The sequence below is a fragment of the Microbacterium psychrotolerans genome, assembly GCF_031085295.1.
GTDB classification, from domain to species: Bacteria; Actinomycetota; Actinomycetes; order Actinomycetales; family Microbacteriaceae; genus Microbacterium; species Microbacterium psychrotolerans.
Window position 1 is genome coordinate 436898 of the sequence record NZ_JAVFWO010000002.1, and the last position, 17354, is coordinate 454251.

Annotated in this window: 21 protein-coding genes and 1 tRNA gene; 17 read left to right on the plus strand and 5 right to left on the minus strand. The window is 68.4% G+C overall.

Annotated elements, in window-relative coordinates; genetic code table 11:
* The first annotated feature begins 62 nt into the window (after nucleotides 1–62).
* The 11 genes from obgE (at nucleotide 63) to Q9R08_RS06790 (ending at nucleotide 7922) form a co-directional block, all read left to right on the plus strand.
* A complete protein-coding gene (obgE, locus tag Q9R08_RS06745) occupies nucleotides 63–1571 on the plus strand; it encodes a GTPase ObgE (protein WP_308867118.1) in 1509 nt (502 codons plus the stop codon).
* A complete protein-coding gene (gene proB / locus Q9R08_RS06750) occupies nucleotides 1568–2407 on the plus strand; it encodes a glutamate 5-kinase (RefSeq protein ID WP_308867119.1) in 840 nt (279 codons plus the stop codon). Before obgE ends, proB begins: the two co-directional genes overlap by 4 nt.
* Nucleotides 2407–3666, plus strand: a complete 1260-nt coding sequence (locus tag Q9R08_RS06755; protein ID WP_308867120.1) for a glutamate-5-semialdehyde dehydrogenase — start codon at nucleotides 2407–2409, stop codon at nucleotides 3664–3666. Before proB ends, Q9R08_RS06755 begins: the two co-directional genes overlap by 1 nt.
* A 54-nt stretch (nucleotides 3667–3720) precedes the next feature.
* Nucleotides 3721–3945, plus strand: a complete 225-nt coding sequence (locus tag Q9R08_RS06760) for a hypothetical protein (RefSeq protein ID WP_308867122.1) — start codon at nucleotides 3721–3723, stop codon at nucleotides 3943–3945.
* A gap of 10 nt (nucleotides 3946–3955) precedes the next feature.
* Entirely contained in the window at nucleotides 3956–4552 is a 597-nt protein-coding gene (nadD, locus tag Q9R08_RS06765; RefSeq protein WP_308867123.1) for a nicotinate-nucleotide adenylyltransferase, read from the plus strand.
* The gene (locus Q9R08_RS06770; protein WP_308867125.1) at nucleotides 4549–5820 is read left to right on the plus strand and encodes a hypothetical protein; all 1272 of its coding nucleotides are present in this window, start codon (nucleotides 4549–4551) and stop codon (nucleotides 5818–5820) included. Before nadD ends, Q9R08_RS06770 begins: the two co-directional genes overlap by 4 nt.
* Nucleotides 5820–6200, plus strand: a complete 381-nt coding sequence (gene rsfS, locus Q9R08_RS06775) for a ribosome silencing factor (RefSeq protein WP_308867126.1) — start codon at nucleotides 5820–5822, stop codon at nucleotides 6198–6200. Before Q9R08_RS06770 ends, rsfS begins: the two co-directional genes overlap by 1 nt.
* Before the next feature lie 71 nt (nucleotides 6201–6271).
* Nucleotides 6272–6347 (plus strand) — tRNA-Ala (locus Q9R08_RS06780).
* 205 nt (nucleotides 6348–6552) lie between these two features.
* Nucleotides 6553–6738, plus strand: coding sequence for a helix-turn-helix transcriptional regulator (locus Q9R08_RS06785; RefSeq protein ID WP_308867127.1), 186 nt, complete (start codon nucleotides 6553–6555; stop codon nucleotides 6736–6738).
* Nucleotides 6735–7388, plus strand: coding sequence for a tyrosine-type recombinase/integrase (locus Q9R08_RS20845; protein ID WP_418001319.1), 654 nt, complete (start codon nucleotides 6735–6737; stop codon nucleotides 7386–7388). The genes Q9R08_RS06785 and Q9R08_RS20845 overlap by 4 nt, the downstream gene beginning before the upstream one ends.
* A 186-nt stretch (nucleotides 7389–7574) precedes the next feature.
* Complete coding sequence (locus tag Q9R08_RS06790) at nucleotides 7575–7922, plus strand: hypothetical protein (protein WP_308867128.1); 348 nt, start codon at nucleotides 7575–7577, stop codon at nucleotides 7920–7922.
* Between the two features lie 152 nt (nucleotides 7923–8074).
* Here the strand turns inward: Q9R08_RS06790 and Q9R08_RS06795 are convergent, their stop codons facing one another.
* Entirely contained in the window at nucleotides 8075–8608 is a 534-nt protein-coding gene (locus Q9R08_RS06795; RefSeq protein ID WP_308867129.1) for a TetR/AcrR family transcriptional regulator, read from the minus strand.
* A 77-nt stretch (nucleotides 8609–8685) separates the two neighbouring features.
* On the opposite strand from Q9R08_RS06795, the gene Q9R08_RS06800 reads away from it, so the two are divergent.
* A complete protein-coding gene (locus tag Q9R08_RS06800; protein ID WP_308867130.1) occupies nucleotides 8686–9741 on the plus strand; it encodes an SDR family oxidoreductase in 1056 nt (351 codons plus the stop codon).
* A gap of 116 nt (nucleotides 9742–9857) precedes the next feature.
* Nucleotides 9858–10673: a LysM peptidoglycan-binding domain-containing protein gene (locus Q9R08_RS06805; protein ID WP_308867131.1), complete on the plus strand. Its 816-nt coding sequence runs from the start codon at nucleotides 9858–9860 to the stop codon at nucleotides 10671–10673.
* Between the two features lie 224 nt (nucleotides 10674–10897).
* On the opposite strand, the gene Q9R08_RS06810 is transcribed toward Q9R08_RS06805, so the two are convergent.
* From Q9R08_RS06810 to Q9R08_RS06825, 4 genes are all read right to left on the minus strand, one after another.
* On the minus strand, nucleotides 10898–11488 hold the full coding sequence (locus Q9R08_RS06810) for a hypothetical protein (RefSeq protein ID WP_308867132.1): 591 nt from the start codon (nucleotides 11486–11488) through the stop codon (nucleotides 10898–10900).
* Nucleotides 11489–11539: 51 nt separating this feature from the next.
* Nucleotides 11540–12004 carry an AAA family ATPase gene (locus Q9R08_RS06815; protein WP_308867133.1) on the minus strand — a complete coding sequence of 155 codons (465 nt, stop codon included), beginning with the start codon at nucleotides 12002–12004 and terminating at the stop codon, nucleotides 11540–11542.
* Between the two features lie 186 nt (nucleotides 12005–12190).
* Entirely contained in the window at nucleotides 12191–12667 is a 477-nt protein-coding gene (locus Q9R08_RS06820) for a 2'-5' RNA ligase family protein (RefSeq protein WP_308867134.1), read from the minus strand.
* 482 nt (nucleotides 12668–13149) lie between these two features.
* The gene (locus Q9R08_RS06825; RefSeq protein ID WP_308867135.1) at nucleotides 13150–13815 is read right to left on the minus strand and encodes a M15 family metallopeptidase; all 666 of its coding nucleotides are present in this window, start codon (nucleotides 13813–13815) and stop codon (nucleotides 13150–13152) included.
* A gap of 86 nt (nucleotides 13816–13901) precedes the next feature.
* On the opposite strand from Q9R08_RS06825, the gene Q9R08_RS06830 reads away from it, so the two are divergent.
* The 4 genes from Q9R08_RS06830 to Q9R08_RS06845 all read left to right on the plus strand — a co-directional run bounded on the left by Q9R08_RS06830 (nucleotide 13902) and on the right by Q9R08_RS06845 (nucleotide 17322).
* On the plus strand, nucleotides 13902–14582 hold the full coding sequence (locus Q9R08_RS06830) for a response regulator transcription factor (RefSeq protein WP_308867136.1): 681 nt from the start codon (nucleotides 13902–13904) through the stop codon (nucleotides 14580–14582).
* Complete coding sequence (locus Q9R08_RS06835) at nucleotides 14575–15657, plus strand: sensor histidine kinase (protein WP_308867137.1); 1083 nt, start codon at nucleotides 14575–14577, stop codon at nucleotides 15655–15657. Before Q9R08_RS06830 ends, Q9R08_RS06835 begins: the two co-directional genes overlap by 8 nt.
* A gap of 52 nt (nucleotides 15658–15709) precedes the next feature.
* Nucleotides 15710–16186 (plus strand): VOC family protein, encoded by a 477-nt coding sequence (locus tag Q9R08_RS06840; RefSeq protein WP_308867138.1) that lies wholly within the window; start codon nucleotides 15710–15712, stop codon nucleotides 16184–16186.
* Nucleotides 16187–16347: 161 nt separating this feature from the next.
* Nucleotides 16348–17322, plus strand: coding sequence for a PQQ-dependent sugar dehydrogenase (locus tag Q9R08_RS06845; protein WP_308867139.1), 975 nt, complete (start codon nucleotides 16348–16350; stop codon nucleotides 17320–17322).
* Nucleotides 17323–17354 lie beyond the last annotated feature (32 nt).

Genomic DNA, 17354 nt, shown 5'->3' on the forward strand with positions numbered 1-17354 from the left:
CGCCCCTTCCCTTTATCGCTTTCCCGCACCGGCGGGAAGCATCCAGACCTCAGGGGGACCGCATGGTCACGTTCGTCGACCGAGTGACGCTGCACCTGCGCGCCGGCAAGGGCGGCAACGGCTGCGTGTCGGTCAAGCGCGAGAAGTTCAAGCCGCTCGCGGGCCCTGACGGGGGCAACGGCGGTCACGGCGGCGACGTCGTGCTCGTCGCCGACCCCCAGGTCACGACGCTGCTTTCGTACCACCACTCGCCGCACCGCTCCGCCGGCAACGGCGGCTTCGGAATGGGCGATCACCGCTCCGGCGCGGCCGGGGAATCGCTCGAGCTGCTCGTCCCGGTCGGCACGGTGGTCAAGGACGAATCGGGCGAAACACTCGTCGACATGATCGAACCGGGCATGCGCTTCGTGGCGGCTCCCGGCGGCCTCGGCGGGCTCGGCAATGCCGCCCTCGCCAACCCCAAGCGCAAGGCGCCGGGCTTCGCGCTCCTCGGCACGCCCGGCTGGGAGGGCGACGTCCTCCTGGAGCTCAAGACCGTCGCGGATGTCGCGCTCGTCGGCTTCCCCTCCGCGGGCAAGTCCAGCCTCATCGCGGCCATCTCGGCCGCACGGCCCAAGATCGCGGAGTACCCGTTCACCACCCTCCACCCCAATCTCGGCGTCGTGCAGGCGGGGGAGCAGCGGTACACCGTCGCCGACGTGCCCGGACTGATCGAGGGCGCCAGCGAGGGCAAGGGTCTCGGGCTCGAGTTCCTGCGCCATGTCGAGCGCTGCACGGCTCTCGTTCACGTCCTGGACTGCGCCACGCTCGAACCCGGTCGCGACCCGCTCAGCGACCTCGAGGTCATCCTGGCCGAGCTGGCGGCCTACCCTGTTCCCGACGGGCAGACGCCGCTGCTGGAGCGCCCGCAGCTCATCGCGCTCAACAAGATCGACGTGCCGGAGGCGAAGGACCTCGCCGACCTGGTGCGCCCCGATCTCGAGGCCCGCGGCTTCCGCGTGTTCGAGATCTCCACGGTGAGCCACGAAGGTCTGCGACAGCTGACGTACGCCCTCGGCGACATCGTCGCGGCGCATCGTGCCGAGCTGGCGGCGACGCCCGCGCCCGAGCGCATCGTGATCCGCCCGCGCGGCTCCGAGAAGGAGTTCTCGGTGCGCGTCGAGGGCGGCACGTACGGCAACATCTACCGGATCCTCGGCGACAAGCCGGTGAAGTGGGTGCAGCAGACCGACTTCCAGAACGAGGAGGCCGTCGGCTACCTGGCGGACCGGCTGCAGAAGCTGGGCGTCGAGGACCAGCTCTACCGCTCCGGCGCGACGCCGGGTGCCACTGTCGTGATCGGCGAGGGCGACGGCATCATCTTCGACTGGGAGCCCTCGATCTCGTCGAACGCCGAGCTCATGACCGCGCCGCGCGGCACCGACCCGCGCCTGCTGCGGGACAGCCGCCGCACCACGTCGGAGCGACGCGAGAAGTACCACGACATGATGGACGCGAAGGCCGAGGCCCGCGCCGAGCTCGAGGCCGAGCGGATCGCCGAGCGTTACCGAAACGAGGAGGACGCGGAGTGAGCGCCCGCGAGCGCCGCGACCTCCCGGCGGCCCGCCGGGTCGTCGTCAAGGTCGGCTCCTCCTCGATCAGCGGCGACAACGCCCACAAGATCAAGCCGCTCGTCGACGCCCTCGCCGCGGCCCACGGGCGGGGCACCGAGGTCGTGCTCGTCTCCTCGGGCGCGATCGCGACGGGGATGCCGTACCTCCTGCTCGACGAGCGTCCGAGCGACCTCGCCACGCAGCAGGCGGCTGCGGCGGTGGGGCAGAACGTGCTCATCTACCGGTACCAGGAGGCCTTGCGGCCGTTCCGGATCGTGGCCGGCCAGGTGCTCCTGACGGCGGGTGACCTCGAGAACCCGACTCACCGCTCCAACGCGCGGCGTGCGATGGAGCGGCTCCTGGGCCTGCGCATCCTGCCGATCGTCAACGAGAACGACACCGTCGCTACGCACGAGATCCGCTTCGGCGACAACGACCGGCTCGCCGCCCTTGTCGGCCAGCTGATCGGTGCCGACGCGCTGCTGCTGCTGAGCGACATCGAGTGCCTCTACACCCGTCCGCCCGACGAGCCCGGCGCCCGGCCCATCCCGCACGTCACGTACGGCGACGATCTGCACGGCTTCGAGTTCGGCTCTGTCGTGGTCAACAGCGTCGGCACCGGGGGAGCGGCGACCAAGGTGTCGGCGGCGCGGCTGGCCGCGGCATCCGGGATCGGCGTGCTCGTGACCAGCGCGGACCTCGTGGGTGAGGCGCTGTCGGGCGAAGAGATCGGCACCTGGTTCCAGCCGAACCCCGAGCCGACGGCGCCCGCCGCCACCGGTCCGGTGCGCACCGCGGTCGATACACTGGGCTGATGACCACCACCGCCACGACGGCACAGGAACGGATGCTGCTCGCCAAGGATGCGGCGCGCAGCATCGGCCTTCTCGGCGACGATGCCAAACGCGATGCGCTGCTCGCGATCGCCGACGCCATCGAGGCCGCCGCCCCCGAGATCGTCGCCGCCAACGCCGACGATCTGCGGCGCGGAAGCGAGGGCGGTCTGTCCGCGGCGCTGCAGGACCGTCTGCGTCTGGACGAACCCCGCGTCGCGGCCCTGGCGGCCGCCGTCCGTGAGATCGCCCAGCTGCCCGATCCCGTCGGCCGCGCCCTCGACGAGCGCACGCTCGCGAACGGAGTGTCGCTCACCAAGGTGTCGGTGCCGTTCGGCGTCGTGGGCTCGATCTACGAAGCCCGCCCGAACGTCACGGTCGACATCGCCGCCCTGGCGCTGCGCTCCGGTAATGCCGTCGTGCTGCGCGGAGGCTCGGCCGCCGAGCACACCAACGCGGCGCTCGTGCGTGCCATGCGCGGGGCGCTGGCCGACCGCGGCATCGACCCTGAGGCCATCCAGACCGTCGACGAGTTCGGACGCGAAGGCGCGCGCGAGCTGATGCACGCGCGCGGCATCGTCGACGTGCTCGTTCCCCGCGGCAGCGCACAGCTGATCGAGACCGTGGTCACCGAGTCGTCCGTCCCCGTCATCGAGACGGGCGCGGGCGTGGTCCACATCGTCCTCGACGAGACCGCGCCGCTGGAGTGGGCGCGCGACATCGTGGTCAACGCGAAGACGCAGCGCCCGAGCGTCTGCAACGCCGTCGAGACGGTGCTCGTGCACCGTGCCGCCGCCGATCGCCTCGTCGGCCCGGTCGTCGCGGCGCTGCAGCAGAGCGGCGTCACCGTCCACGGCGACGAGACGGTCGGGCGACTCGCATCAGGCATCGTCCCCGCGACCGACGAGGACTGGGCCGCCGAGTACCTCAGCCTGGACCTCGCCATGCGGGTCGTGGACGATCTCGACGACGCGCTCGCCCACATCCGCCACTACTCGACGCATCACACGGAGTCGATCGTGACGCAGGATGCCGCCAGCGAGGCGCGCTTCCTGGCGGAGGTCGACTCGGCCGTGGTCATGGCCAACACTTCGACGCGCTTCACCGACGGCGGCGAGTTCGGGTTCGGCGCCGAGGTGGGCATCTCGACGCAGAAGCTGCATGCCCGCGGCCCGATGGGACTCGCCGAGCTCACCAGCTCGAAGTGGCTCGCGCGGGGTGCCGGGCAGGTGCGCGCGTAACGGAATAGACTTGATCAGTCCCGCGTCCCCGCGGCGAACCCGAACGGAGCCCGAATGACACTCGCCACGATCATCGCCCTCGCTGCCGAGGAGACCGAGCACCACGGCAACGTCGCCCTCGAGACCGTGGGGTACGGCATCACCGCGATCGTGGTCTTCGGCGCGCTGGCCCTGGTGACCCTGTCGTACCGCAACGTGGCGAACCGCCATTCGCAGAAGGCCGAGGCGTACGCCAGGGCCCACGCGGATGACGTACAGCGAGCGGGGCACGGCCACTGAGGTCCTCTGCATGTCGGTGACGACAGCCCCCAGGGTCGGAGTGATGGGCGGCACTTTCGATCCGGTCCATCACGGGCACTTGGTGGCTGCCAGCGAGGTCGCGCAGTGGTTCGACCTCGACGAGGTCGTCTTCGTGCCGACGGGTGAGCCCTGGCAGAAGGCCGACGTCTCGCCGAGCGAGCACCGCTATCTGATGACTGTCATCGCGACGGCATCCAACCCCCGATTCACCGTCAGCCGCGTCGACATCGACCGGGACGGACCCACCTACACCATCGACACGCTCCGCGATCTGAAGGCCCAGCGCCCGGATGCGGAGCTGTTCTTCATCACGGGCGCGGACGCCATAGCGCAAATTCTCAGTTGGAGAGACCATGATGAGTTGTGGGACCTCGCCCACTTCGTGGCTGTGTCCAGGCCCGGACACGTTCTGAACACCGACGGCCTGCCCAGCGACGACGTCAGCCAGCTCGAGATCCCCGCCCTTTCCATCTCGTCGACGGACTGCCGTGATCGAGTTCAGCGAGGACACCCCGTGTGGTACCTCGTGCCCGACGGGGTCGTCCAATACATTGCGAAGCATCATCTCTACCGGAGCAAGGAATGAGCACACCCGAGCACCCGGCAACGCCAGCCCTCACCCGCAAGCAGATCCGCGAACTGCGGAACACGGGATCCACTCCCGTCATCACTGCGACCCCGACGTCCGACGAGCCCGTCGACGACCCCGCCACGCCCGCCGAGGCGCTTCCGGTCGCCGCAGCGCCGGTGGCACCGCCTCCCTCGCCGTTCAGCGGGGCACCCGCCGCGGCAGCGCCCGTGACAGCCGCGCCGTTCCCGCGACCCGCCGAGCCGGTAGCCGTCGCGCCCGCGCCGGTTCCTGATTCCGCGGTCGACCTCGGAGTCTCTCCGCTGACGCGCCGCCAGGCACGCCAGCAGGAGCGCATCCGGACGGCATCCGTGCCCGTGATCACCCCCGAGGTCGTCGCGGCGCATGCCGCCGCGTCGACGGGCGCTGCGCCCGCGTTCGCCTTCCCGGCGGCGCCGCCGCCTGTCGCCCCATTCCGGGAGACCGAGAACCCGCTGGTCACCGCCCCGCAGGATGACTCTCAGGTGCCGACCGACAGTGGGATGCACGCGCTGTTCGGCCTGCCGCGCGAATCCGCGCCACAGGAGGCGGCTGCCGCCCCCCGCTGGGAGGAGCCGGCAGTCGCGGCGAGCATCGCGGTTCCCGAGTTCGCCACCGCACCGCAGACATCGGAAGCACCCCAGCCGGAGGTCGAGCAGTTCTCGTCCGTCTTCGGCGACGTCGCGAACACGGACGACGCGGCCGCGGAAGAGGCAGTCGAGGAGCCGGTCGCCGTGCCGAAGGCGGTCAGCCCGCTGCTGGGTGCCAGTCTGCTCGATGCCGCACCGGTGCCCGGCGAGCCCACCGCCGTCGAGTTCCCGCCCTCGTTCGATCAGCTGTTGTCGCGCACCACGGGCTCCGTCGCGATCCCCAACACGCTGATCGTGTCGCAGGCACCCGAAGTCTCGCCGCTGGTGGCTCCGGTCACCGCCACGGGAGAGGTCATCGTCACCGGCACCTTCAACCTTCCCGAGGGACTCGGCTCGACGGGCCGCGCCAAGGGGACCGCCGACGGCAAGGAAATCGACGCCACCCTCGTGGACGGCGAGCTGCCCTCCCACTCGTCGCCGACGCCGATCGCGGCCAGTGCCGCAGTGAGCACGGTCAAGATGCCCGGCGATGTCATCAAGCCGCCGACACCCGAAAAGGGCGGCAAGCTGATGATGTCGCTCGCCATCACAGCGGGCGTCCTCGCCCTCGCATTGGTCGGCGTGCTGATCCTCGCCTTCGTGACAGGAGTCTTCTGATGGTCGCGAGTGCGCAGTCGCATGACATGCTCCAGATCGCCGCAGCCGCGGCGGACGCCAAGGGCGGCGAGGACCTCGTCGCCCTCGACGTGTCGGAGCCGCTTCCGCTGGTCGACATCTTCCTGCTCGTCACCGGGCGCAGCGAACGCAATGTCGCCGCCATCGCGGACGAGATCGAGGACAAGCTGCTCGAGGCCGGCCACAAGCGGCTGCGCCGAGAGGGCCGGCAGGAGTCGCGCTGGGTCCTGATCGACTTCGGCGACCTCGTGGTGCACGTCTTCCACGAGGAAGAGCGGGTGTACTACGGGCTCGAGCGCCTGTGGAAGGACTGCCCTCTCGTTCCCGTCGAACTTCCCGCGCCGGCGGCCGCCGAGGACTGAGCCTGGTTCGGAGCACGGCTCGGAATGTTGTAAGCTTGACGAGTTGCCCCGCGAGAGCGGGAGCAGCGTCAGGGCCTGTGGCGCAGCTGGTAGCGCACCTGCATGGCATGCAGGGGGTCAGGGGTTCGAGTCCCCTCAGGTCCACCAAAACTCCCGGTAAAGCACCGAATCTTCACTCCCTGATCCGGGAGTTTGAATGTTTGGTAGTCGTTTACTGGACACTTCGCCAAGTCGCCGCAGGCCGCTTTCGAGCGTTCTCGAAGTATCTGGAAGGTACGCGGCAACGCCCGTGCACCTTCGCTGTATGGATAGTGCGAGCACCTCAGAGTCGGCACACGGAAGCTACGTGTCGTTGGCGGAGCTTGCCGCGCAGCTCAAAGTTTCGGTGCAGACGATCTACGACCTGCGGAGCAAGGGTCGCGGCCCTCGTGGTTTCCGTGTCGGCGCGCAGCTGAGGTTTCGCGAGAGCGAGATCGATGCCTGGGTCGCGCGCATGGAGCTGGCCGATGAACAGCGCCACGCCGGCGGCGCGTCATGAACGGCGGGCGGCCGCGCACCCTGATCGGCTCGTACGGAGCCATCAGTGTCAGCAGGCGGGGCACCTCGTACGTGGCTCTCGCGCGCATCCGTGACGCCGACAGGGCCGGCTTCGGGGCCGGCGGACTCCTCGACCTCAGCAGCTCTTTCCGAGACCTCGCCGACCTGTGGCTCGAGGATCTGGAGCTGCGCGAGCTATCGGACGGGACGAAGAAGAACTATCGCGATGATCTCCGGCTTCGAGTGAGGCCGCAGTTTGAGCACTTCTCACTCGGTGAGATCACCACAGGCCGCGTGGAGTGGTTCCTCCGATCCGAAAGCGCCGCGTCGTTCTCGCGCGCGCACCACTCGCGAACAGTCCTCTATCAGCTCTTCGCGTTTACTCCGGCACGACGCGATTCCGCGGAATCCAGTGCAGGGCACGGGTCCGCTACGGCGGCCGCAGGGCGAGCGGCAGGCGCTGAACGTCGAGCAGATCAGCGCAATCCGCGACGCCGCCAGTCGCTGGCGGACCGGTCCCGATGTCAAAGGGTCCCAAGCCCGACGGTCAGGTGCGCGACATCATCGAAGTGCTCCTCGGAACGGCGCTCCGCATCGGTGAGTGCCTCGCGCTCCGTGTGTGCGATGTCGACGACGGTCCCAGCGGGATGACGATCTCCGTGACACGAACGGTCGTGTTGCGCACCGGCAGCGGCGCCGTCCGGCAAGACCACCCCAAGACGGAGCACTCCATCCGTCGCATCGCTGTCCCCGACTTCGCGGCTGCCGTGCTTCGCGCACGGATTGCCTGGCACAGAGAATTCCTCGTGCCCCCCCGGAGAAGTGCGTACGACCCAAATGTTCGATTACGCGAAGCTGGGACCGGTCTCATATGTCGCCACCAGCGGAGGCAGTTCCTACGATGGCACCGGTGGTGTCACGACCACAGGTCAACTCGCATTCGCACATGACGGACGAACACACGTCTTCGCGAGCTTCGAGGAGCCGGCGGAAGCGAAGGTTCTCGCTGAGGCCATAGCGACAGAACTCGACCGACGAAATCGGGCGATCCCGTCATCGTCTTCGGGTGATGACGCGGCATCGGCTGCCGATCTTCTTCGCGCGTTGCGTGTGCTCGCGGACGCGGGACTGCTGACCGAACAAGAGCTCGCGACGAAGAAGGCGACGATCATCGATCGGTTCTAGTCCGGACCGGGGGAAGCGCACGGTGACAGAGACGCGCAACCGGATATGGCCACGACTTTGCTCGATCCAAGCGTCGAACGCATGAGCGACGTCCGCGCATCTTTCGGATCCCTCAGCGGGTGGCGAGCAGTGATCACCGGTGGTCGCTCGATTCAGTGGGTCTCAAGCCCGTCGATCACGAGGTCGAGCATCCGTGGGGCGCGGTTCTCGCCGTCGGCCTGCGCGCGCCAGAGCGCACCGGTGAATTGGAGGAAGTCTCCTGGGTCGGCGTCTGGCCGGATCGAACCGTCGGCCTTGGCGGCGTCCAGCAGCTGTGTGATCGCGGTAATCACCGGGTCGTAGGTCTCCTCGTTCAGCTTGTGCAGTGCGGAGGCGCTGATGGCATCGCCAAGTCCGTGCTTCTTGCGCATTGCTTCGACCAGGTCAAGGGTCCAGAACCGGAGTGCGTCGACGGGGGCCATTTCAGTTAGCAGGCGAGTAACCGACCCGACGATCCGCTCGACCTCCTCCTGATAGACGGCCAGAACGAGAGCTTCGCGCGTGGGGAAGTGGCGATACAGCGTGCCCGCTCCGACGCCCGCCGTCTGAGCAATCTGATTCATCGAGACGTCGCCCGTCTCGGCAAATGCAGCGCGCGCGGCATCCATGATTCGTCCGCGGTTTTCGCGTGCATCGGATCTGACCATCAGCCCTCATTTGCTAACCGGAGAGGTCTCCGTTACTGTAACCGGAGAGTTCTCCACCACACTAGCAAAGGACGCGCATGGCACACGTACTGGTCACCGGAGGGTCTGGCTTCATCGCGAGCTGGTGCATCCTCGAGCTCCTCCAATCCGGCCACACGGTGCGAACGACGGTGCGGAGCGCGGAAAAGGAGCAACTGCTGAGACAGCAGCTACACGCCGCAGCCGACTTCGACGATGCGCGCCTCACTGTGGTCCTCGCGGATCTGCAGAGTGACGCCGGGTGGGCCGATGCCCTCACGGGGTGCGACTACGTGTTGCACGTGGCCTCTCCGACGCTGCGCAGCGGTGGCGCGAGCGAGGAGGAGATGATCGCCGTTGCGCGCGGCGGGGTGCTGCGGGTGCTGTCGGCTGCACGAGATGCGGGCGTGCGCCGAGTGGTTCTTACCAGCGCGTCGGGTGCGATCGTCTACGGCCACAAGGACGAGTCCCGCCCCTTCACCGAAGAGGACTGGACGGACGTCACCGCCGACATCGCGCCGTACCAGAAGTCCAAGACGCTGGCGGAGCGCGCCGCGTGGCAGTTCATCCGTGATGAGAGTGGCGGTCTCGAGCTCGCGGTTGTCAATCCGACCGCGGTGATCGGCCCCTTGCTCGGGCCCGACGATCCGCCGTCTTTGCGAACGATCAGGGGGATGCTTCGTGGCGATCTGCCGGCGGCGCCGCCATTCGGTACCGGATGGGTCGACGTCCGAGACGTTGCCGATCTCCACATCCGCGCCATGATCGACCCTGCGGCCGACGGGGAGCGGTTCCTTGCGATCGCAGGGCGCAGTCTGCGCGTGATCGAGGTCGCGCGCATTCTCCGCCAGCGTCTCGGCAACGAGGCGGCGAAGGCGCCGACCTGGGAGATGCCGCTACTGCTCGCGCGCGCGCTCAGCATCGTCAACCCTGCTTTACGGTCTCTTCGCCCTCAACTCGGCCACCATTTCCCTGCCACGAGCGCGAAGGCGGAGAACCTCCTCGGATGGCGTCCGCGACCCATCGAGGACTCGATCGTCGATACAGCACAGAGCCTGCTCGCACACGACGCCGTCGGTCGCGATCGTTCGACCGACAGTGCCGAACGACGCTGAGCGGATACCTCGCGACAGGTCTCTCCGAGAGGTACGCATCGATCCCTAAACGTGCACGGCGCGGTTGAGGGGCTTCATCGTGTGGTCAATCCGTCATACCCGCTAGATTCACGAGCATGAACCGAGCAGCCAAGGTCACCACGGTCGTCGTCGCCAGCGCAGCAGCCGTCGTGGGGATCGGTTTCGCCGCAGCAGCCATCACGTCGGGCGTCGGCTTCGCACCGGTCGCAACCGCGGCTGGCCACTCAATCGACGCCCAGGGCACGAAGAACAAGACGCGCGTCGTGGCCGCCGAGCCGGAGTCCGCGGTCGTCGCTAACGAAGCACTGTGCGCCTCCCGCGCCCACATTCCTTGGGTGCAGAGCGAGTTCCCAGCGCTGGTCGGCACGCTGGTCGACAACGGCCCGACGGAGCTCGCCGACGGGCAGGTCGGCTACGACGCCGAAGGACAGATCGCGACCTACACTGTGCAGCCCGGCGACGCCGGCGAGTCGATCGGTAACCGTTTCTGCATCGACTTCCTCTCCCTGGCGAGCTACAACGGCCGCAACGGCCCGATGGTGATTCAGCCCGGCGATGTCCTCGTGCTGCGCCCGACCAAGGAAGACTGGGCTGAGCGCTCCGCCGCACTCGTCGCCGCCTACGATGCCGCCGCCGCCGCGTGGGGACGCTCACTGCCGACTGGCTACAAGTGGCCCACTGCTACGGACCGGATCGCCAGCGTGGAGAGCGCGCCGCGGACGGTCGTCTACGACTGGCTCTGCGCGTCCGCTGACGCCGCCGCACGCGGCGACGCTGCGGCTGCCGCTGCGCTCGTTGAGCACCGCGATGCCCTCGTAGTTGAGTTCGCCGACGTCGGCGCGGACATCGACGAGGGCGACTTCCGCACACTCCAGCGGCACTTCGCAATACCTGTCGAGATGCGCCCCTAGCTGCCTTCATTCAACGGCCGCGCCTTCAGCGTGGGGACTCGCCCGCCGGAGCTGTACGCGCCGCCTGACCCTCAACCACAGGAAACTGGTTAGCAATAACAGCACACCACGGGAGTTGATCGGCGCCGTGCGGAGACATCCTCTTACGGTCGCCGCGCGTGAGAGGAACCGGAACGCGCAATTGCGATCCCGAATGCGCCGTGTGTCTAGACCAAGCTTCCGTCTCACCCCATGCCGGGCGCCCCATGTTGGGCTCCATCCGGCAGTTCCGGGCAAGAAGCGGCAGCTGTCTGGGCTGCGATCTCCGCACGCACAGCGACGCCGTCCGGAACGATTCGGAGGGTGTACACGATTCCCTCCTGAGCGCCCGGTTCCGGGATGTACCCGAGGGTCATCCCGTCACTGTTCATGCCGTCGGGCCGGTGGTCTCCCCACACAGAGACGAGACCGCCGGCGGGGTGTTGGTCGAGCCAGTCGGCGGTATCGCTGAGAGTGGCATCGGGGACCAGCCAGAACGCCTCAAGCTCAGAGACCGGCCCGCACGGCCAGCCCGTGTAGGAGAGGAACGAGGCGACCGTCGAAGTGGCGGTAGTCGAGCCGGGCGGGAGGGAGATGTCGTCGAGCCATGCCTGGGCCTGCGCATGTGCCTGCTCGTCGTCGCTTCCCGATTCGATGACACCAGAGGGAGACGGTGTCGGCTCGGGCGTGGTGGCGGCTGCCGGGGCGGGTTCACCCGCAGGCGTCTGACCGGTCGCGCATCCGGTCAAGGCGAGGGCTGCCAGAACCGATGCTGCGAAGGTGAGGCGGTGGCGCATCCGACCACTCTAGGAGGCGCGTCTAGAAAACGGTGCGCGCTGACGGGTCGCTTACCGTGCGCTACTGGAGCCGGGCCGTGCTAGGAGCTTCTCGATCTCATCGGCGAGTTCGCTGATGGGTCGGCACGCATGAAGCTCCTGAGTCGCGCCGTGACGCAGCAGGGGCTCGACGTCCCGCACATATCGGCGTACCTCGGCCTGATCGCGTTCTGACTTTCCGTAGGGATTGTTCGTTCGCGCCGAGGGGCGGTGTAGCAGGACGTCGATCGGTGCGCTGAGGAGAATCACGGCACGGAAGCGGTCGTAGAAGCGCCCCTGATTCTCTACCCTCCCCGAGACGATGATGGGGGACGCGGCGGAGAGCAGAGCAGTCATTCGTGGTTCGTCCCACGCGCCGTCTGCGCGCACCCATTGGCCGTAGTCCGTGTCGACCGTTCGATGGCCGCGACGGGAAAGCTCACAAAGGACCGATGACTTTCCGACGCCAGACATTCCAGTGATCAGGATGTGGTGCACAACTCGGGAGCATAGACCTGCGCCGTGCGGTAGCCGGTTGGGGCAACGTGCGCGGTCGGACGATTCATCGATGCGGTTCGTGCTCTCAGCGCCGAGAACGCGTAGTGATCTGGCGGGGTCCTCGGTCCGCAAGCGGGTCCACTTTCGGGCGTACCTGGGCGGCGCAGTGGTCCAACCCCGCGGGCTTCATCGCGGGGTGAGCTGGACTGTCGATAAGCGTCGTCCCGTGCGTCCTTCGAGGGCGACCAGGGTGATCCAGTTCACGGTCAACAGCTCCCCTTCGACGGCGTTGACGACGGTCCCAAGCGTGACGTGTGGACGATACCCACCCGTCCAATATGCAGGCTCCGCCGCCGCGAATCCGGTCAGCCCCTTTACCCGCGCGGCGAGAGCAGTGTGCAACAGGTGGAACATCGGATGCTCGGCAAGCAACACGGGAATGTTATGTGAGCCTCCGAACTGCGCAGCGGGCCCGAGTCGAACTTGAAAAGCCTGGACGCTACTGGTGACAGTGGCCAAATCCGTCGAAAGAACGTCGTGCGCCTTTGGGTCGACGTGGAAGTTCCCGACAAGAGTCACGTGCACAGGCCGACGACGACGATCAACGGTCGCGGCGACCTCGCCAGGAGTGGCCATGATCGTGACCAGCCGGTGGTGTTCCATGAGCCAACGGTAACCGCGGACTACATGCTGTACTCACACTCGACGGCCGGATGCGGGTCCCTTAGCGAGCGCTGGGCATGTCGCGACGACCACGACGAGCGGATCATCCGACCGGATGTGACCGCGCTCGATTAGCACGCGCGCTCCGATGCACGACGAGCCGGCGCTCTACGCGCGGGAGCCGCAGGGGAGCGGGGTGCGCCTCACACGGCATGTTGGTGGTGGCTTTCTATTCGCCTTTTCAACTGGAACCAACCCGAATCAACCGCGTCGTCGAGCCTCCGGCGGTGCGGGACGACAACCTAGAATCCCTTCTAGCGACTGAGAAGTCGAAACAACAGAAAGGATCCGGATTTCGTGCACGCCTCTCAGGGGGTCAGGGGTTCGAGTCCCCTCAGGTCCACCGAAAAAGGCCGCCCGATTAGGGCGGCCTTTGGGTTTTCCCGGCGTCGCATCGCGAACATCGCACCCACGACGGCGGATCATCCCTGCATCCGAGGATCCTCCGTCGGGTCCGCGTACGGCGCGGGGCATCCACCACCGACCGCCTCCCGGCGCAGTTCGAAGTGCCACGACTCGTTGCCGTAGGTCTGGCACAGTCCGTAGGCGTCGCCGTGCTCCGACATCCAGGCGACGGCGTCGAACGAGCCGATGTCGACGGCTTCTCCTGCGACGTGCGCCGAGGTGGCAGCGGTGGCCACCCATCGGGCTGCCTCGGCCTCGGACCCGTACTGCGACACCGCCTGCTTAAGGAGCTCGTCCTGGTACTCGGGGGAACGCCACCCGCTGTTGACGTGGATCACGATGCCCTGGTGCCCGGCGTCCTCTGCCGCCCGGCGCAACGCGTCGAGCAGATCCGGCGAGAGGCGCGTGATGCCCGGATAGGCGCCGTCGAACGCCGTGACGCCATCGGGAAGGATGCCGTCCTCCTCGGTGACGACGCCGTCGGCGACGACCTCCGCGGGGTCCTGCGCTGGACCTGGACCGGGCCCCTGCGCGGGGACGGTGCCCGGCACGGATCGGTCGGCGCCCGCTGCGGACTGGTGGAGCGCAGCCCCGACGGAGACCGCGCACACGAGGACCAGTGCGAGGATCACTCCCCACACGGCGACGGAAGGCTTCAAGGGTGCGGAAGCAGTACGAGACATGCTGCCACTCCACACGCGCGCGCGTTGCGACGGCGTATGCGGATTCGCATAGGCGGACGATATGCGCCGACTCGTACGATCGGAGCATGCGCGTGCTGGTGGTGGAAGACGAACCTCTCATGGCCGAGGCGATCCGCGACGGCCTGCGTCTCGAGGCCATCGCGGCCGACATCGCGGGAGACGGCGACACCGCGCTCGAGTTGCTGAGCATCAACGCCTACGACATCGCCGTCCTGGACCGCGACATCCCGGGGCCCTCCGGGGATGAGATCGCCGGGCACATCGTTTCTTCGGGCAGCGGCATCCCGATTCTGATGCTCACTGCTGCCGACAGGATCGACGACAAGGCCACGGGCTTCGGGCTCGGCGCCGACGACTACCTGACGAAGCCGTTCGATCTGCAGGAGCTCGTGCTGCGCCTGCGCGCACTGGATCGTCGCCGTGCGCACAGCCGGCCGCCCGTGCGGGAGATCGCAGGACTCCGGCTCGATCCGTTCCGGCGCGAGGTCTATCGCGACGATCGCTACGTGGCGCTCACCCGGAAGCAGTTCGCGGTGCTCGAAGTGCTCATGGCCGCCGACGGCGGAGTCGTCAGCGCGGAAGACCTGCTGGAACGGGCATGGGACGAGAACGCCGACCCGTTCACCAACGCGGTGCGCATCACGGTCTCGGCCTTGCGCAAGCGGCTCGGCGAGCCATGGGTGATCGCCACCGTCCCTGGAGTCGGCTACCGGATCGACGCGGAGGGAAGTGGCGGCGGTGACTAGGGAGCCGGGGCTCAGCGTCCGGCTCAAGCTGACACTGAGCTACGCGGCGTTCCTCATGGTCGCCGGCGGAGTGCTGCTCGCGATCGTCTGGGTCTTCCTGTTGCGCTACGTCCCCAACGGGCCGATCACGGGCCCGGGTCCGTTCGTGCCGAACCGCGGCGACCTCATCCGTGCCTTCGCCCCCGCGGCCGTCTGGGCGCTGCTCTTCCTGCTCGCGTTCGGGCTGCTGGGCGGGTGGTTCCTCTCAGGGCGGATGCTGGCGCCCTTGCGGCGGATCACGGAGGCCACCCGACTCGCGGCGGGCGGTTCGCTGTCGCACCGGATCGAGCTCGAAGGCGCCGACGACGAGTTCCGCGAACTGGCGGACAGCTTCGATGCGATGCTCGCGCGGCTGGAGGCGCACGTCGGGGAGCAGCGCCGGTTCGCCGCCAACGCCTCACATGAGCTGCGCACGCCGCTGGCGATCACGCGGACGCTGCTCGACGTCGCGCGGAACGATCCGGATCGCGATGTCGATGAACTGATCGAGCGTCTGCGCATCGTGAATGCTCGCGCCATCGGCCTCACCGAGGCGCTCCTGGTGCTGAGCCGGGCGGACCAGCGCTCGTTCCGGCGGGAGCCCGTCGACCTGTCGCTCATCGCGGAGGAGGCGGCGGAGGCGCTGCTGCCCCTCGCCGAGGCGCGCGGCACGACCCTGCGGACGCAGGGTACGGTCACGCCCGCGCACGGATCTCCCGCGCTGCTGCTGCAGCTGGTGTCGAACCTGCTCCACAACGCGATCGTCCACAACCTTCCGCATGGCGGCACGGTCGATCTCGTGACGACCGTGGACGCCGGTGCCGCCGAGATCGTCGTCGAGAACACGGGCGAGAAGCTCAGTCCGCAGCTCGTCTCGACGCTGACCCAGCCGTTCCAGCGGGGCAGCGAGCGCGTGCGCACCGACGACCATGCGGGCGTGGGGCTGGGACTCGCCATCGTCCGCAGCATCTCGGACGCTCACGGGGGGACGCTCGGCATCGACCCACGCCCGGATGGCGGTCTGCGGGTGACGGTGCGGCTGCCGCAGCACGCGTGAGACGCGCATCCACCCATTGCGTGCATCCCTCCCGTCGGCGAGTGTGGGACGCATGAGCGCAGTCACCCCCTTCCTCTGGTTCGACGACAGCGCCGAAGAGGCGGTCACGTTCTACACGGCGCTCATCCCGGACTCGGAGATCGTGACGATCGACCGGTATCCCGACGAGGTGCCGGGCATGGGCGGAAAGGTCATGCACGTGCACTTCCGGCTGGGAGGACGCGACTACTTGGGGATGGATGCCGGGCCGCAGTTCCCCTTCACCGAGGCGTTCTCGCTGTACGTGCCCTGCCGGGATCAGGCCGAGGTCGACCGCTACTGGGATGCCTTGACCGCGGACGGCGGGCAGGAGCAGCCCTGCGGCTGGCTGAAGGACCGCTGGGGCCTCTCGTGGCAGATCATCCCCGACCGACTGGTCGAGCTGATCCGTCACCCCGACCCCGACGTCGCGCACCGGGCGGTGCAGGCGATGCTGCGCATGCGCCGGATCGATCTCATCGTGCTCGAAGCGGCCGTGGCGGACGGATGAGGCGACGCGCTTCGGCAACCGCGATCGGATGCCTCCTCTTGCTGCTGATCGCCGCACCTGGCTGCACCGTCGCCGCGCCGAGGCCCGCGCCTTCGACCGAAGTGCCCACGGTCGGCCCGAGCCGATCGCCGGCGGCGGAGACCTGGTGGCGGACCGGCGACGTGACCGGGGCCCTCGCGTCGGGTCTCGCCGCGCCGTGGTCGGTGCTGCCGCTCGCCGGCGGAGGAGCACTCGTATCGCAGCGCGATGACGGCGCGGTGCTCGAACTGACGACGGCCGGATCGGTGCGTCAGGTCGGCGCAGTGCCGGGCGTCGTCTCGGGTGGGGAGTCGGGGCTCCATGGACTCGCCCTGCTCATGACCGGCGAGACACCGATGCTGTACGCGTACTTCGGCGCTGCAGACGACAACCGCGTGGTGCGGATGCCGCTGCGCGGCGAGCCGGGATCGTTCGAGCTGGGCGAGCCGGACGTCGTGCTGGACGGCATCCCCCGGGCGAACACCCACGACGGAGGTCGTCTGGCGTTCGGCCCGGACGGCTACCTGTACGTCACGACGGGCGACGCCCAGCAGCGCGAAGCCGCCCAGGATCCCGACGCACTGGGCGGCAAGATCCTGCGCATCACCGCCGACGGTGAGGCTGCCCCGGGCAATCCGTGGGGCACGCGCATCTGGTCTATGGGCCATCGCAATGTGCAGGGCATCGCATGGACCGCCGACGGGACGATGTGGGCGAGCGAGTTCGGGCAGAACACGTGGGACGAGGTCAACCGCATCGAACCGGGCACGAACTACGGCTGGCCCGTCGTCGAAGGGATCGCCGGACGAGAGGGATTCGCCGACCCTGTCGTCCAGTGGGCGACCAGCGAGGCGAGTCCGAGCGGCATCGCCGCCGTCGGCGACACGGTGTTCGTCGCGGGTCTCCGCGGGGAGCGGCTCTGGCAGCTCGACACGCGCGCGGGCGCGGCGGTCGGCGTGCCGACGGCCGCGTTCGCCGGAGAGTTCGGGCGTCTCCGTGACGTCGTGGCCCTGCCGGACGGCTCGCTGTGGCTGCTGACGAGCAACACCGACGGCCGGGGGTCGCCGCGACCCGACGACGACAAGCTGCTGCGGGTGGAGCTCGTTCGGGCGCCGTGACGGATGCTCCCGCCGCCGCGGCGGCACGCTAC